Source organism: Mycolicibacterium arabiense (assembly GCF_010731815.2).
Taxonomy (GTDB): Bacteria; Actinomycetota; Actinomycetes; order Mycobacteriales; family Mycobacteriaceae; genus Mycobacterium; species Mycobacterium arabiense.
The window spans coordinates 4,103,109-4,117,842 of the sequence record NZ_AP022593.1 but is presented as its reverse complement, the minus strand read 5'-3'; the positions used below and the strand labels follow the sequence as shown (position 1 = coordinate 4,117,842).

The window sequence follows — 14,734 nt, the reverse complement described above, 5'->3', positions numbered from 1 at the left end:
GTTTCCCGCGCGGCCCGACGCCACGCAGCCGATCGCTCCGCCTCCGCCTCGTCGGCCAGCCCCGCGGCCCATGCCCGGGCAGCCGCCTCCACCACCTCCGCCCAGACAGCCTCCGCCGAGGCAACAGCCGCCCCGCCACCTTCCCCCGCCTGCGCAGGCGCCGCGTCGCCCACCGCCACCTCAGCCACCGCGCGCGGCAGCGCGTCCGCCCGCACGACCCGTCCCGCCGCCGCCCGCGCCACCGAAGTCCAAGCCGAAGCGCAAGCGGCACTGGGGCCGGATCGTGCTGACGCTGCTGCTGGTCTTCGTCGCCGCCTTCGTGGGCACCGGCTTCTGGATCGACACCCATCTGCGCCGCATCCCGGCGCTCGCGAACTACGCGGAGCGCCCCGCCGCGGGCAGCGGCACGACGTGGCTACTCGTCGGGTCCGACAGCCGGCAGGACCTCAGTCCCGAGCAACAGGCGGAACTGGCCACCGGCGGCGACGTCGGCAACGGGCGCACGGACACGATCCTGCTCGTGCACGTGCCCGGGCTGCTGTCCAGCGCGCCCACGACCATGGTGTCGATCCCACGCGACTCGTACGTGTCGATTCCCGGCTACGGCGAGGACAAGATCAACGCCGCGTTCTCCGTCGGTGGCGCTCCCCTGCTGGCGCAGACGGTCGAACAGGCCACCAGGATGCGTCTGGACCACTACGCGGAGATCGGGTTCGACGGATTCGCCGACATGGTCGACGCGGTCGGTGGCGTCACCATGTGTCCGCCCGAGCCCATCAACGACCCCCTGGCCGGGATCGACCTGCCTGCCGGCTGCCAGGAACTCGACGGGCGTAACGCGCTCGGCTACGTCCGGACGCGCGCGACCCCGCGTGCCGACCTCGACCGCATGGTCAACCAGCGCCAGTTCATGTCGACGCTGATGCAGCGCGCCGCCAGCCCGGGCGTGTTGGCGAACCCCCTGCGCTGGTATCCGATGGCGACCGCCGCGTCCGGTGCGGTGACGGTTGACGAGGGCGCGCACGTGTGGGACCTCGCGCGACTGGCCTGGGCCCTGCACGGTTCGGTCACCACCACCACCGTTCCGATCAGCGACTTCACCGACGGCGGCGCCGGGTCGGTCGTGGTGTGGGACGACGAGGCGGCAGGCAGGTTGTTCGCTGCCCTGGCCGCCGACGACGCGGTGCCGCAGGACGTCCTCGATGCCGGTCAACCATGACGCTCGCGGCCAGTGAGCAAACTCACGCGCCGAGGTCAACTTACCCTCACCTGAGTTAGGCAAAGCTCGCCTGAATTAGGCATACCTTTGATGACAATGCACTCTGACCTGCAGTATCTTGGTCCTCATGGCTGACTCGACCGCACTCGACACCAAGTTCCACCACCTGCTGCAGGAGCAGATCCGGAACGAGTTCACCGCGTCACAGCAATACATCGCGATTGCCGTGCACTTCGATGGTGACGACCTGCCCCAGCTGGCCAAGCACTTCTACGCCCAGGCGCTCGACGAGCGCAACCACGCGATGATGCTCGTGCAGTACCTGATCGACCGCGACGTCGCCGTGGAGATCCCCGGTACCGAGCCGGTCCGCAACACGTTCGGCTCGCCCACCGAGGCGCTGCGATTGGCACTCGAGCAGGAGCGCACGGTCACCGAGCAGATCAGCCGGCTCGCGGCCGTCGCACGCGACGAGGGCGACTACCTCGGCGAGCAGTTCATGCAGTGGTTCCTCAAGGAGCAGGTCGAGGAAGTCGCGCTGATGACGACGCTGGTGCGGGTCAGCGAGCGTGCCGGCGCCGACCTCTTCCACCTCGAGGACTTCATCGCCCGCGAGATCCCCTCGGGTGCGAGCGATCCGACTGCGCCAAAGGCAGCAGGCGGCAACCTCTAGCCGTCCGGCTGGTCGACGCCCGCTCCGGTCAGGCCCGACTTCAGCCAGCCCTTGGTGCGCCCCGGATGGTTGGTGGCCACCCAGGCAACGCCGACGTCGCGGCAGTAGCGCACGTCCTCGAAGTGGTCGACGGTCCAGCAGTACATCGCGCGCCCGTTGGCAGCGGCGCGGTCGACGAGTTCGGGGTGTTCGCGCAGGGTGGCGATCGACGGGCCCACCGCCGTGGCGCCCACCGTGGTGGCGGCGCTACCGCCGAGGTACCTCGACGTCTCGCCGAGTAGGACCGTGGGCAGCATCGGAGCCGCGCGCCGCACCCGCCACACCGCCGCGGCGGAGAACGACATGACCACGGCGCGGGACAGATCGGCCGACGCCGGCGACGCGATGCCGTAGCGATGTAGCAGTGCCAGCACCTTGCTCTCGACGAGCGCGCCGTAGCGCACCGGGTGCTTGGTCTCGATGAACATCTTCACCGGGCGGTTCCAGTCCAGGACCATCGACACCAGGCCATCGAGCGTCAGCAACCCCGTCTCGCCGGCCCCGCCGCCCGGGTGCCAGCCGCCGTAGTCCAGTTCGCGCAGTTCGGCCAGCGTCATGTCGCTGACCAGGCCGGTGCCGTTCGACGTGCGATCCACCTTGCGGTCGTGCACGCACACCAGGTGACCGTCGCGGGTGAGCCTGACGTCGCATTCCACGCCGTCCGCGCCTTCGCGCAGCGCGAGGTCGTATGCGGCCACGGTGTGCTCGGGGCGGTCGGCGGACGCGCCTCGATGAGCGACCACGAAGGGGTGGCCACCGAGCGTGCCGTCGCCCGAGTTCATGAGGCTATGCTGCCGGTTCCCGCTGCTCTTGCTCAACTGGAACCGCCGCGTCCCGCTCGACTGGCCCGTCGTCGGGCACCATGATCCAGCGCCGGGACGGCCGGTCCACGGGGTTGCGTTCGAAGCCCTGGAACACCCGATACGCCAACACCAGAGCAGCCAGCCCGGCCAGGTAGGCGATGATCGTGGTGACCGTGTTGTCGGCGATGCCCTGCGGGTCACGGGTGAAGCTGGTGGCGAACGCCCAGATCACCAGGGCATAGCTGAGCACCCAGGTGCACCACCACGCCACGATGTCGGTGCGCAGCCGGCTCAGCCTGCCCTCGGTGCGGGCCAGCTCGAAGACGAAGACCGGCGCCCACACCAGGTTCGCGATCGGCACCAGGCAGCCGCCGCGCAATTCCCACACCGAGCGCGGATCGGTCGCGCCACCGACGGCGTAGGCCGAGGCCCGCCTGGCGATGAGCCAGTTGGTGAGGACCACCGCGCTGCCGACGACGGCGAACGCAGCGAGCACGCTGAGCGCGACTCCGAACCAGGTGGCCGCGCCTGCCACCAGGGGATGCAACAGCACCGAGCGGTTGACGAGCAGCAGCACGTACCGGATCAGGTGGATCAACACTGCGGCGCCGACGACGATCGCGGTGCCGATCAGCGCCTTGCGGACCGTCGCGGCCGACGGCCCGTCGCGATCCTCGGGTGCGTCGGCGGCGTCCTGCGGGCCGTCGAAGTGGTCGGTCAGGCCCCAGCGCGGGATGACCGAGTAGCGCGGCGTCGGGCCCAGTGGGCGGGGACCGTGGCGTGGCGGTGGGGCGGCTCCGGGGCGAACCGCGATCCAGCGGTAGCCGGGTGGCAGCCTGGGCGGCTGGCCGCCCGCGGTGCCCGTGGTCGGACGTTGCCCCCAGCCCTGATCAGCCGGCTTGGCTGCGACGGGCGACGAAACCGGAGCGACGGCGGACGGTTCGGCGCTCGGTGCGAGCAGCGCGCCCTGACACCGCGGACACCAGCTTCGCTGACGGTCGCGGACGTTCCACCGCGTCCCGCACCGCGAACAAACCTGGATCACGCGACCAGCCTACGGCTCTCAGACCGTGCCCACGCGGCCGTCGTCGGTGACGACGGGACGACCGGCAGCAGCCCAGGCGGCGATGCCTCCGGTGACGTTGATCGGCTCGAAACCGTTGCGGGCGAGGTACTGGGCGACGCGCTGCGAGCGGCCGCCGAGGTGGCACATCACGTAGAGCTTGGCGTCGCCGTCGATCTCGGCGATGCGGGCGGGCACGTCGCCCATCGGAATGTGCTGAGCGCCCTCGACGTGGCCCTGCTGCCACTCGTCGTCCTCGCGAACGTCGAGCAGCACCACCGAGTCTCCGAACGTCAGCGGAACGTCCGCGATGTCCGCCTGTGCGACCCCGTCACTCATCACGCGTGTCCAATCTCAGTCGTCGGCACCCAGTGTCCGGCCGATGCCAATGCTGGCATGAACAACATCCGCACGAGTCTGCGGATGCCAGCAATGTCGAGGCTATCCACAGTTTCCACAGGTTCATCCACAGGCCTTGATCGGTGTGGACACCTCCTGAACCGCGCAATCCGTGACTTCGGCGTGACCAACTGGGGATAAACCACGCCATCTACCCACATGCGAACCATCTCAAACGCACCAGCCGAGCGAATCATTCCCGTCCATCTCGAGCCCACTCTGCGCGGCGGGGGTTCCGCGCAACGTGATTCGATCGTGCCGCGCCGCGCTCCCGCTACCGACGGTCGGACGCTCTACGTGCGCGAACCGCGCCTCCGCGGTGGGCCCGCGACGGCGATTTCGCGACGCGCCGGCAACCCGCTATGATCGTCGTCACTGAGTCGCGTTGTGACAGATCTCACTGGGGGACGACATTGCTCGTGCAGGTCAGGAGTTCGTGATGGCATCACATCCCATGGGTCCCAACCCCGCCATGCCGCCGTCGGAGTGGAACTCCGCAGCACACGTCTACACCCGCAGCCAACTGATGGCGTGTTTACGCGCCGGCATCATCGCGCTCGCTCTGCTGGCCGTCCTGGCTCTGATCATTCTGTTCTGACCCCGCTCCGCCCGATAGGACTTCGCCTCGACCGGGTATGACTTGGGGTATGCGCACGCGTCCTTGCGGTGTGCGCACCCATGGAGCAATGTGGACGATGATCTTGAGATCCACGCGCTCCACCGATCACCTAGGGAAGGAAACCCGTGGCTGAATACACGCTGCCTGATTTGGACTACGACTACGGTGCGCTCGAACCGCACATCTCCGGTCAGATCAACGAGATCCACCACAGCAAGCATCACGCGACGTACGTCAAGGGCGTCAACGACGCGATCGCCAAGCTCGACGAGGCGCGCAGCGCCGGCGATCACGCGGCGATCTTCCTCAACGAGAAGAACCTCGCGTTCCACCTCGGTGGCCACGTCAACCACTCGATCTGGTGGAAGAACCTGTCCCCCAACGGTGGTGACAAGCCGACCGGCGACCTGGCCGCTGCCATCGACGACCAGTTCGGGTCGTTCGACAAGTTCCAGGCGCAGTTCACCGCCGCCGCGAACGGGCTGCAGGGTTCCGGCTGGGCCGTGCTCGGCTACGACACGCTCGGCGGCCGGCTGCTGACCTTCCAGCTATACGACCAGCAGGCCAACGTCCCGCTGGGCATCATCCCGCTGCTGCAGGTCGACATGTGGGAGCACGCCTTCTACCTGCAGTACAAGAACGTCAAGGCCGACTACGTGAAGGCCTTCTGGAACGTGGTCAACTGGGCCGACGTCCAGGACCGCTTCACCAAGGCGACCTCGTCGGCCAACGGCCTCATCTTCGGCTAGCCGCCATCGTCGGAAGGAAGGCCCCGCGCATCGCGCGGGGCCTTTCTCTTGCGTTCTGGCAGTCGTGTCCTCTTGCGTGCCAGTGCCTGGCTACCGCATCCTGACGTGATCGACCCACAGTCGTGTCGGGGCAACCAGCTGGCTGTCGGCGAACGGAGGCGACATGGACACGGGTTCGAGCAAAGCCGTCGAGATCTCCCCCTTCCACGCGGGAGGATCACTCAAGGGATTCGTGGTGTCCGGTCGATGGCCGGATTCGACCAAGGAGTGGGCGCAGCTGCTGCGGGTCGCGGTCCGCGTCGCGTCGCTGCCGGGCCTGCTGGCCACCACCACGATCTTCGGGGTGCGGGAGGAACTGCCCGACGCCCCGGCGCCCGGGACGATCGGATTGGTCATGGCCGAGGGCACGGTGGTCGGCGAGTCCGCGATCGCCCCCGGCCACTTCGCCGATCGGCAGCCGCCCGCGCTGCTCATGCTGCACCCGCCGTCGGAGACGACGCCGTCGCTGCCCGAGTGCATGGGTGCGGCGTCGGGATGCGTCCTGCTGCCGGGCATTCCACACCTCGGTCTCGAGCACCGCGCGGCGTGGGTGGAGGCCGAGTCCGACGGAACCGTCACGTCGATGGTGAGCCGCGTCGGCGTCGACCCCATCAGCCATCCCGACACCGCAATCCTGGCCATGCTGCTTGCCGCATAAGGGTTTTCGCAACGTCTGACGCCGGTCTACGAAACCCGGAATACGGGTTCCCGAAATCGGCCGCAGGACTGGCGCCTGAGCGGAAACGCCATTACCGTCGTGGTATCAGCGAAGGGGAGTAGCCCCCAATCGTCGTGTCGACATACTGGCGCCAAGCCCGGCAGACGAACCGCATCCGACGCGGTGGGCGAGACCTTCGACCGAATACCCGAGAGCGGAGAGCCGCTGCCCGGGTGACGTGTCGAGAGGGTCCCTCGTGTTCAGCGCCGCTCTGCTCAGCCTCGGTGTCGTGTTCCTCGCCGAACTCGGCGACAAGTCGCAGTTGATGACCATGACCTACGCGCTGCGCCACCGCTGGTGGGTGGTCTTGTCCGGCGTGGGCATCGCCGCGTTCCTGGTGCACGGCCTGTCCGTGCTGATCGGACACTTCCTCGGGCTGACGCTGCCCGAGCGTCCCATCGCCTTCGCCGCGGCGATCGCGTTCCTCCTGTTCGCGGCGTGGACGTGGCGTGACAGTCGGTCCGGGAACGACGACGACGCCGCGCCCGTGGTCGAGCCGCGCTTCGTGATCTTCGCGGTCATCTCGTCGTTCGTGCTGGCCGAACTCGGCGACAAGACGATGCTTGCCACCGTCGCGCTGGCCAGTGACAACGACTGGGCAGGCGTGTGGATCGGCGCCACGATCGGCATGGTGCTCGCCGATGGCGTGGCGATCATCGTCGGCAGGATGTTGCACCGCAGGCTGCCCGAGCGGTTCCTGCACCAGATGGCCAGCGTGCTCTTCCTGCTGTTCGGGCTCTGGCTGCTGTTCGAGAACGCGCTGAAGTGGCACGTCATGGCGCTGACGTCGACCGGCATCGTCGCGGTGGCGGCCATCGCGGCGGCCTCGGTGAGCATCGCGCGGGCACGCCGGGCGCGGCGCGAGGCGCCCGCACGACGGGAACCGTCGCCACAACCCACCACCCCGGGTGCTGGCTATCCCGGCGTCCGCGACTGACCGAAGCCAGAGCGCGGCCCGTCCAGTGAACCGACTGCGTGCGGGGCATGACGTAGCTATCGAGGTCATAAAGTTGTCACATCCTGAGCAAATGACGATCTCAGTACGTCGACCCGTTCTCGCCGGTAGCGGCGCGTGATCCGCGAGCCGGATGCGACGCGCGCTTCGGCCCCTGCGACTTGGGCAAAACAACGACCGCGTTAGTATTTGCTTAGCCAAGATGCTCGTCGACACGGGCGTGGCCCGGACAAAGTCCTGCTAGACGGTATGGCAGGCCAGAGCCGCGGAGGGTAGTGTCGAGTTTCGGGTGGTTTGCACTTGGCTCTCGCGGCTTCAATCGCTACGATGATCAGCAAATACGGAACCGAGACGCCCGACCGTACTGTTTAGTGGAGGATTTTTCGATGAGCATGACGTTTTCCGCGCGGCTGAACCGCCTATTCGACACGGTCTACCCGCCCGGACGCGGCCCGCATACGTCGGCTGAAGTGATTGCTGCCCTCAAGTCGGAGGGCATCACGATGTCGGCTCCGTACCTGTCGCAGCTCCGCTCGGGCAACCGGACCAACCCCTCGGTAGCCACCATGGCCGCACTTGCCAACTTCTTCCGGATCAAGCCGGCGTACTTCACCGACGACGAGTACTACGAGAAGCTCGACAAGGAGCTGACGTGGCTCGCGAGCATGCGCGACGAGGGCATCCGCCGTATTGCGGCGAGGACCGTCGGCCTGTCACCCGAGGCCAAGCAGGACCTGGTCGAGAAGGTCGACGAGCTCCGCCGCCAAGAGCACCTGGACGATTAGCCCGGGCGGCACCGCCTCGCGGTGCCCCCTCGGCGTCCGGCGAAAATTGACGGATCCGCCGCTTACGGCGCGGCAACCTCCACCGCGCCGTTCATCCGTCGATATTGATCGGCGATGGCCAGAATCCACTCCCGATCCGAGTACGTCGGCGGCTGACGCAGCCACGTAGGGCCGGGGAACTCGTCGTTTGCCGTCTGTTCCGCTCCGCCGTCTCCGGCATGAATCCACTCGGCGATGCGACGTGCCTGTGCCTCCGGTGCGACATCGGGGCCCGGCTCGTCGAATGCGTGATGGTCCGCATCCTCGAGCACCCGGGTGGCCTCCAGATAGAGCGCATCCGAGATCAGCGACATCTGCTCGGCGACCCGGAACAGCAGTGGCCCACGCGGCCGCACACCGATCCCGATGTTCGGCTGCCTGCGGCTCAGTTCCCGAAGCAGTGGCTGGATGACGCGCAGTTCGCGTCTGGCACCGAACCAGTCCTCCACGCTCGGCAGCAGCGAGCCGCTGGCGACCACCAGCATCGCGCAGCCCAGCAGAGTCGCCGCCGAGCCCACGCCGATGAAGCGGGTGCTGCCCACCGCGCGCAGCAGGAAGAACGCACTGGCCATGACGATCAGCGCGATGCCGACGGTGAACAGGAACAGGGCGCGGCCCCGCCGCGTGCGATTGGAGTGGCGCACGCCGGCCCACGCCACCAGGGTCAGCGCCAGTAGGACGTAGAGCAGCGGCAGCAGCCACGTGAACGCCGTACCACTGGACCCCAGGTTGCGGCGCAGGTACTCCTCGGGCGACATCTCTGGCTGCTGCGGCGTGGTGAAGAAGGCGACCAGCGTGACGACCGCGATGACGGCGGCCACCGAGTACTGGATGATCGCGATGCGTCGGACCGTCGTGGGCTTGCGGGCCGACGACGCCGAGGTGATCATCACGCAGCTACCGGCCGCGCATGCCACCAACGCGACGTGGCTCAGCACCGTTGACACGTTCGGCCAGCGCAGCAGGGTGTCGATCAGCAGGGTGAGCGGCTGCCAGTTCAGCGCTGCCACCAGTCCCAGACTGCCGAGTGCCAGGATCATCGCTGCGCTGACGAGCGACTGCTTGTTGACGAGCGCCCAGCCGATGCGAAGTCCGGTCGCCAGGCCGAGGAGACCGGCGATGACCCAGACGATCAACCAAACGCCTCTCCGAGCCGCACCTGCACGATCGAAGAGCGGTCCGACGGCAGCCGGCCCAGGCGGTAGATCAGCAGTGCGGCGAAGTCCTCGGCTTCCTGTTCGGCGTCCTCGCCTGCGGGGCCCATGCAGCCCGTGCGCTGGTTGAGCATGTAGCCGATGAGGTCCGAGCTAGCCAGCTCGACGGTGTCGCGGGCAGCTTCGACGACCGTGATGCCCTCGTGTTCGAGCACCAGATGGCCGAGTTCGTGTGCCAAGGTGCGGTCGCCAGCTGGGAGACCCCGCTGGATGAGGAAGACGTCGCGGTCGGCGTACTGCCGCCACTGGCCGCAGACGCCGGAGGGCAGATCGGCCATCTTCAGTTCGATCGGACGGCCACGGTGATCCGCGACTGCGTCGACGAGACGAGCGAGCGACACCTCACCACGTCGGGGTGCGAGGTCGAGAACCTCGTTGACCGCGCGGGTGACACGACGGCTGGCTGGCAATTCGACCCCCTCTCCACGGTTCGACTATGACGTCTCCACTTCCGCTCGCGCGGACGACTCCGATCAGCCCATGAAGCGCGCTGGGCCTCCCGCGTGCACCGCGCGCCCGGCCCGTGCCTGGCGGTAACCGATGAGACCACCGGCACCCGTCAAGACGAGGATTCCGGTCACACCGGGCACGGCAACGGCGGCGACCTGACCGAGCCCTGCTGCGCGCAGGTATTCGACGTAGCCCATCCGGTACGTCGGTGCGGGGAGGAGCTGATTGCCGGCCGCCGTGGCGACGGGGGTCGTCGGTTGCTGCTCCGGCAGCGGCGCCTGCTCGGCCGGCTTGCCGAGATCGGGAGTGCCCTCGGGACGAGGAGCGGCCGCGGGCGGCGCCAGCCTCGGCACGCCAGGGATGGTGGCGCCACCGGCGTTGGCTCCGCCGCCACCGCCGCCGGGGCCAGCGCCCGCGCCGGTCCCCGGGGGGAAGACAGGCAGGGTGATCGGCTGGAACGGCAACTGTGAGGCAGCGGTCGCCAGACCGGTCACGGCCTCGAGCCAGGGCTGCGCGAAGGTAGTGAAGTCGGTGACCCACTGCCCGGGGATCTGCGTCAGCGTGCCCGGCAGTTGAGTGAGGTCGGGGAACTGCAGCCGCGGCAACTGCATCTGCGGCAACCGCGGCGGGTTGAACACCGGCTGCTCGCCGGTGCTGCCGCCACCACCCGAGTCGCCGCTCGGTGGCTGCGCGTTGAACCACCAGGACCACGGCCATTGGAACGCCGGTACCAGCTCCTCCGGAGTGGTCGGGTCGGCCAAGGCCACCAAGCCTTCCTGGCCGGGCACGATGACCACCGGGTCCGGTGCGACGGCGGGCTCCGTGACCGGCGCCTCGACGGCGGCCGCCGGGGATGGCGTACCGGTCGAAGACGGGTCCGACCCACTCTTCGCGGTCGCCTCGGGATCGGCTTCGCCAAGTTCGCCAGTGGGGTCTTCGCCAGTTTGCGGATCGACGCTCAGCGGAGGCTCCGGAGGTTTGCTGGCAGTCGGCGTACTCGGCGTTCCCGTCACGGTGCCGGAACCCGGGGTGGGCTCGACGTCGTTCCGCCCGTTCCCCACGGTGGACGTCGGCCCGGTCGCAGGGCCGGAAGTTCCGGTCGAACCGGTGGTCGAACCGGGCGTCGTACCGGGCGTCGGAGCTGTGCCGGTGGGGTCCGCGGCCTGCCCCGTCCCGGTGCCGGTGGTGCCACCGGCGGTATCGCCGGACGTACCGTCCTCCGGACTGGCAAAGGCCAATGACGCACTGCCACCCGTCACGAGCAGGCCTGACGCCACCAGGCATGCCGCCGCGGCGATGCGCGCTCGCGTAACCACGTCACCACCACCTCTCTCGGGGTCGCCGGTCGGCAAACATCGATTACCTCGATTGTTGCACAACCCGGGCGCGCTGTTTGCTGGTGCGGCGAACCATTCCCTTACGGACGGGGCGAGGCGGTGCCCTTGGGCTTCCGGCGATACTGTGGTCGCACACAGCACAGCCAGGTCGCTGGACCTCGATTGACCAACCAGGAGGCAGCCGGGATGGGCCTGTTCAAACGCCGCAAGAGTCGCGCCACCCGCCGCGCGGAGGCCAGTGCCATCAAGGCCAAGGCGAAGTTGGAGGCCAAGCTCTCGGCCAAGAACGACTTGCGCCGCATCAAGGTCGAGAACAAGCGGGAGACCAAGGCGCTCAAGGCCGAGCTGCAGGCCCGCCGGGAGAGCGACCGTACCGCACTGAAGGTTGCTGAGACCCAGCTCAGGGCAGCCCGTGAAGGTAAGCTGTTCAGCCCGGGGCGGATTCGCCGGTTCCTGACCATCGCGCGCCTGCTCGCCCCGATCGTGGTGCCGATCCTCTACCGCGCATCGGTCGCCGCACGGGGCACCCTCGACCAGCGGCGCGCCGACCAGCTCGGCGTTCCACTCGCCCAAGTCGGCCAGTTCTCCGGCGTCGGAGGGGCGCTGTCCGCCCGCATCGCCGGGGCCGAGCAGTCCCTGCGCAAGGTCGCCGAGAAGAAGCCGAAGGACGCCGAGACCAAGCAGTTCGTGTCTGCCATCACCGAACGCCTGACCGACCTCTCCGCCGCCGTCGCGGCCGCGGAGAACATGCCCGCCACCCGCCGCCGGTCGGCCCACGCGGCGATCTCCGAGCAGCTCGACGGAGTCGACGCCGACCTGATGGCGCGGCTGGGTCTGGTCTGACCCCTACGTGACGCCCGGCCCGACCTCGCCCGCCACGGTTCTCCGCGGCGCGGCGGTCGGCACGCTCACCGCGGCGCTCGCCGCCGCAGCCCACGCGGGTTCGGGCGGCGGGCTGCCGTCGGGCGCGGGAGCCGTCCAGCTGGCCGTGCTGGCGGTCGTCGTCGGTGGGTTCGTGGTCGTCGTCCGGGGCGGTCACCGCTTCCTGGTCCTGACGGCGGCCATGGGTGCCGGCCAGTTACTCGGGCACGCGCTGTTGTCGGCGTCGGGACATCACCACGGCGCTGCCGCCTCGGGTGCCGACGTGGCGATGCTGGCCGCGCACGTCGGCGCGCTGGTGGCCGTGGCCGCGCTGGTGACCGTCGGCGAACTGTCGTGTCGCGCGATCTCGCGCACCGTCCGCGCCGCCGTCCTGGCGCCTGCCATCCGGGTGCCAGCGGGCCGCGCTGCGGTGTTCCGCCGCTGCGACCACCCCCTTCGCTCCGTCCTGCAGCTCGCCGCGTCGTTGTCGCATCGGGGGCCGCCGGTCGGCATCAGCTGACCACACCCCCGACGACGACTGAAAAGGCAACTACCGCAATGCTATTCACACCCCGGGCGATCTCGCGCGCCCTCATCACGGCCGCCGCCACCGGCGGCGTCATGACCCTGTCCCTGCTCACCGGCGCAGGCACTGCCGCTGCGCACGTCCACGTCGACGCCGCGAACGCGGCGCCTGGCAGCACCGCGGTGCTCGAGTTCCGCGTACCCGGAGAATCCGAGAACGGAACGCTCACCACGCAATTCAGCGTGGCCCTCCCGAACGTCGCGTCGGCGCGCGCGGAGGTCATGCCGGGATGGACGTCGCGGCTCGACCGCGACACCGCTGCGGGAACGGTGCGGGCGGTGACGTGGACGGCCGCGCCGAACACCGGCATCTCGGCCGAGCAGTTCGCGCTGTTCCGGGTCTCGGTGGCGTTGCCCGACGAGGAGTCGATCAGCATCCCCTCGACGCAGACCTACTCCGATGGACGGGTGGTGCGCTGGGATCAGCCGCCGCTGCCTGATGGCGGCGAACCGGAGTACCCGGCACCGGTCCTCGAGCTGACCGGGACGGCGACGGGTGGGCACGACCACCAGGCCCCGACCGGCACGGCCACGCCGTCACCGCAGTCGGGCGAGGCATCCGCCGCGGCGGCCGAGACCGCGGGACCGGCCGCGGACGACACCGCGCGCTGGCTTGCCGGAGGTGCCCTGGTGCTGGCCGCGGCCGCGCTGGTGGTGGCCCTGGTGCGCCGGAGGGCCTCGTGATCCGCCGCCTCGCCGCAGCGGCCATGGTGTTCGCCCTGATGACGACCGCCGCGCTGATCGGTGCCGGGCCGGCGGCAGCCCACGCCACGCGGACCTCCGCCGATCCCGCGCCGGAGGCGGTTCTCGACCGCGGCCCGCAACGCGTCACCGCCACGTTCAACGAGGCCATGCAGTCCGACTTCGCCGCGATGACCGTCGTGGGGCCGGATGGCAACCTCTGGTCGACCGGGCCGGTGACGGTGGCCGGGCCCGTGGTCGGGGTCGACATGCTGCCGACCGGACCGGCCGGGACGTACACGGTGAACTACCGGGTGACCTCGGCCGACGGCCACCCGGTGTCCGGCAACTGGACGTTCCGCATCGAGGTGGCGGGCACGGGCACTCCGGGTCCGCCGGTCGCGTCCCCGTCGGCGACCGGCGGTGCCGCCACCGCCGACGGTGGCCTACCGGTGTGGCCGTTCGTCGCGCTCGCCGCCGTGGTCGTGGCGGGCGGGGCGTGGTGGGCGGTGCGGCGCCGCCTGTGACACGGCTACGGACGTGGCTCGGGGGCACCGTCGTCGTCCTGGCGTCGGCGGTGTCGGCCTGGGCGTTGGCGTTCCCGCAGAACCCGTTCGGCACCAGTCTCGTCCGCGCGATCGCCGACTGCGGCGCGGTCGTGACGCTCGGGCTGACTCTGGTCCCGTGGCTCGACGTCGACCGCCACCGCACGCAGCTCGCCGACCACGCCGCGCGCCCGCTGATCGTCGTCTCCGCACTGTGGGCGGTGAGCGAACTGGTCCGGCTCCCCCTGTCGGCGGCCGACGCCGCTGGCGTGCCGGTGCTGCGGGTCGGCGTGGGAACCACGGTCGAGTTCGTGGTGGATACCGCGGCGGGCCGGGCCGGGCTGGTGTGCGCGGTGGCGGCCGTGGCGGTGTGTCTGCTTGCGGTCGTCGCTCCGCGCGCGTCGTCGGCAAGTGTCGTCACGGCCGGTGCGGCGGCAGTCGGCGTCACCGGCCGCACGCTCGTCGGGCACCTGTCCGAGGATCCGTGGGGCGGTGCCGCCGTCGCCGTGCACGCCTTGGCGGCGGCGGTGTGGTGCGGCGTGCTGGCGGCGCTGGTTCTGACGGTGTCCCACCGCGGCCGGTGGGCCAGGGTGCTGCCCCGGTTCTCGCAGATGTCGCTGGTCTGCGTGGTGGTGCTGGTGATCGGCGGGCTCGGTGGCGCCGTGGCCGCACTCGGGTCGGCGGTGGACCTGTGGGCGACCGGGTACGGCCGCCTGCTGTCCGCGAAGGTCGTCCTGACCGCGGTTCTGGTGACGCTGGCGTGGCGGAATCGGACGGTGTGGCTGCCCGCGGCGCGCACTCACCGGGCGGCGGCGGACGTGTCGGGACGCCGTTCCCGGGTCGAATTGGCGGGGATGGCGGTCGGGCTGACGTTGGCGGCGGCGCTGGCGGTCACGGGCTAGCCGGCGACGACTGCTGGCATGATGGGTGCACTGCCGGCCCCGCGCCGCATGCCGTCGAG

Annotated in this window: 18 protein-coding genes; 12 read left to right on the top strand and 6 right to left on the bottom strand. The window is 69.7% G+C overall.

Annotated elements, in window-relative coordinates; all coding sequences use genetic code 11:
• Window positions 1-70: 70 nt before the first annotated feature.
• The gene (locus tag G6N61_RS21445) at window positions 71-1,219 is read left to right on the top strand and encodes an LCP family protein (protein ID WP_276078664.1); all 1,149 of its coding nucleotides are present in this window, start codon (window positions 71-73) and stop codon (window positions 1,217-1,219) included.
• Window positions 1,220-1,346: 127 nt separating this feature from the next.
• A complete protein-coding gene (locus tag G6N61_RS21440) occupies window positions 1,347-1,892 on the top strand; it encodes a ferritin (RefSeq protein WP_163920746.1) in 546 nt (181 codons plus the stop codon).
• Here the strand turns inward: G6N61_RS21440 and G6N61_RS21435 are convergent.
• The 3 genes from G6N61_RS21435 to G6N61_RS21425 are packed head-to-tail and all read right to left on the bottom strand — an operon-like array spanning window position 1,889 to window position 4,136.
• Window positions 1,889-2,713, bottom strand: coding sequence for a glycerophosphodiester phosphodiesterase (locus G6N61_RS21435; protein WP_163920744.1), 825 nt, complete (start codon window positions 2,711-2,713; stop codon window positions 1,889-1,891). The two genes, G6N61_RS21440 and G6N61_RS21435, sit on opposite strands and share 4 nt — an antisense overlap.
• A gap of 4 nt (window positions 2,714-2,717) precedes the next feature.
• Window positions 2,718-3,779 carry a DUF4328 domain-containing protein gene (locus G6N61_RS21430; RefSeq protein ID WP_163920740.1) on the bottom strand — a complete coding sequence of 354 codons (1,062 nt, stop codon included), beginning with the start codon at window positions 3,777-3,779 and terminating at the stop codon, window positions 2,718-2,720.
• Window positions 3,780-3,797: 18 nt separating this feature from the next.
• Window positions 3,798-4,136 (bottom strand): rhodanese-like domain-containing protein, encoded by a 339-nt coding sequence (locus tag G6N61_RS21425; protein WP_163920737.1) that lies wholly within the window; start codon window positions 4,134-4,136, stop codon window positions 3,798-3,800.
• A gap of 499 nt (window positions 4,137-4,635) precedes the next feature.
• Here G6N61_RS21425 and G6N61_RS21420 point away from each other — a divergent pair, with 499 nt between their 5' ends.
• The 5 genes from G6N61_RS21420 to G6N61_RS21400 all read left to right on the top strand — a co-directional run bounded on the left by G6N61_RS21420 (window position 4,636) and on the right by G6N61_RS21400 (window position 8,061).
• Entirely contained in the window at window positions 4,636-4,794 is a 159-nt protein-coding gene (locus tag G6N61_RS21420; protein ID WP_170314485.1) for a hypothetical protein, read from the top strand.
• A 146-nt stretch (window positions 4,795-4,940) separates the two neighbouring features.
• A complete protein-coding gene (locus tag G6N61_RS21415) occupies window positions 4,941-5,564 on the top strand; it encodes a superoxide dismutase (RefSeq protein ID WP_163920735.1) in 624 nt (207 codons plus the stop codon).
• A 163-nt stretch (window positions 5,565-5,727) separates the two neighbouring features.
• Entirely contained in the window at window positions 5,728-6,261 is a 534-nt protein-coding gene (locus tag G6N61_RS21410; protein ID WP_163920732.1) for a peptidase, read from the top strand.
• Window positions 6,262-6,517: 256 nt separating this feature from the next.
• Window positions 6,518-7,258 carry a TMEM165/GDT1 family protein gene (locus G6N61_RS21405; protein ID WP_163920729.1) on the top strand — a complete coding sequence of 247 codons (741 nt, stop codon included), beginning with the start codon at window positions 6,518-6,520 and terminating at the stop codon, window positions 7,256-7,258.
• 404 nt (window positions 7,259-7,662) lie between these two features.
• Window positions 7,663-8,061, top strand: a complete 399-nt coding sequence (locus tag G6N61_RS21400; RefSeq protein ID WP_163920726.1) for a zinc-binding metallopeptidase family protein — start codon at window positions 7,663-7,665, stop codon at window positions 8,059-8,061.
• Between the two features lie 62 nt (window positions 8,062-8,123).
• Here G6N61_RS21400 and G6N61_RS21395 read toward each other — a convergent pair whose 3' ends face one another.
• The 3 genes from G6N61_RS21395 to G6N61_RS30940 form a co-directional block, all read right to left on the bottom strand.
• Window positions 8,124-9,236: a hypothetical protein gene (locus G6N61_RS21395; RefSeq protein ID WP_163920723.1), complete on the bottom strand. Its 1,113-nt coding sequence runs from the start codon at window positions 9,234-9,236 to the stop codon at window positions 8,124-8,126.
• Complete coding sequence (locus G6N61_RS21390; RefSeq protein ID WP_163920720.1) at window positions 9,233-9,724, bottom strand: ImmA/IrrE family metallo-endopeptidase; 492 nt, start codon at window positions 9,722-9,724, stop codon at window positions 9,233-9,235. The genes G6N61_RS21395 and G6N61_RS21390 overlap by 4 nt, the downstream gene beginning before the upstream one ends.
• A 63-nt stretch (window positions 9,725-9,787) precedes the next feature.
• Complete coding sequence (locus tag G6N61_RS30940; RefSeq protein WP_235887238.1) at window positions 9,788-11,080, bottom strand: hypothetical protein; 1,293 nt, start codon at window positions 11,078-11,080, stop codon at window positions 9,788-9,790.
• Window positions 11,081-11,287: 207 nt separating this feature from the next.
• Here G6N61_RS30940 and G6N61_RS21380 point away from each other — a divergent pair, with 207 nt between their 5' ends.
• From G6N61_RS21380 to G6N61_RS21360, 5 genes are read left to right on the top strand one after another with little or no spacing between them, the layout of a single operon-like run.
• Window positions 11,288-11,944, top strand: a complete 657-nt coding sequence (locus tag G6N61_RS21380) for a DUF6474 family protein (RefSeq protein ID WP_163925000.1) — start codon at window positions 11,288-11,290, stop codon at window positions 11,942-11,944.
• A 7-nt stretch (window positions 11,945-11,951) separates the two neighbouring features.
• Entirely contained in the window at window positions 11,952-12,482 is a 531-nt protein-coding gene (locus G6N61_RS21375) for a hypothetical protein (RefSeq protein ID WP_163920719.1), read from the top strand.
• 38 nt (window positions 12,483-12,520) lie between these two features.
• Entirely contained in the window at window positions 12,521-13,231 is a 711-nt protein-coding gene (locus G6N61_RS21370; protein ID WP_163920716.1) for a YcnI family protein, read from the top strand.
• Window positions 13,231-13,755, top strand: a complete 525-nt coding sequence (locus tag G6N61_RS21365; RefSeq protein ID WP_179973703.1) for a copper resistance CopC family protein — start codon at window positions 13,231-13,233, stop codon at window positions 13,753-13,755. Before G6N61_RS21370 ends, G6N61_RS21365 begins: the two co-directional genes overlap by 1 nt.
• Window positions 13,752-14,675, top strand: coding sequence for a CopD family protein (locus tag G6N61_RS21360; protein WP_235887237.1), 924 nt, complete (start codon window positions 13,752-13,754; stop codon window positions 14,673-14,675). The genes G6N61_RS21365 and G6N61_RS21360 overlap by 4 nt, the downstream gene beginning before the upstream one ends.
• Window positions 14,676-14,734: the final 59 nt, after the last annotated feature.

Bases quoted from the DNA above. Each gene is read 5' to 3' on its own strand.
- G6N61_RS21445 (WP_276078664.1), top strand. From the start codon at position 71: ATGCCCGGGCAGCCGCCTCCACCACCTCCGCCCAGACAGCCTCCGCCG.
- G6N61_RS21440 (WP_163920746.1), top strand. From the start codon at position 1,347: ATGGCTGACTCGACCGCACTCGACACCAAGTTCCACCACCTGCTGCAG.
- G6N61_RS21435 (WP_163920744.1), bottom strand. From the start codon at position 2,713: ATGAACTCGGGCGACGGCACGCTCGGTGGCCACCCCTTCGTGGTCGCT.
- G6N61_RS21425 (WP_163920737.1), bottom strand. From the start codon at position 4,136: ATGAGTGACGGGGTCGCACAGGCGGACATCGCGGACGTTCCGCTGACG.
- G6N61_RS21420 (WP_170314485.1), top strand. From the start codon at position 4,636: ATGGCATCACATCCCATGGGTCCCAACCCCGCCATGCCGCCGTCGGAG.
- G6N61_RS21410 (WP_163920732.1), top strand. From the start codon at position 5,728: ATGGACACGGGTTCGAGCAAAGCCGTCGAGATCTCCCCCTTCCACGCG.
- G6N61_RS21400 (WP_163920726.1), top strand. From the start codon at position 7,663: ATGAGCATGACGTTTTCCGCGCGGCTGAACCGCCTATTCGACACGGTC.
- G6N61_RS21380 (WP_163925000.1), top strand. From the start codon at position 11,288: ATGGGCCTGTTCAAACGCCGCAAGAGTCGCGCCACCCGCCGCGCGGAG.
- G6N61_RS21370 (WP_163920716.1), top strand. From the start codon at position 12,521: ATGCTATTCACACCCCGGGCGATCTCGCGCGCCCTCATCACGGCCGCC.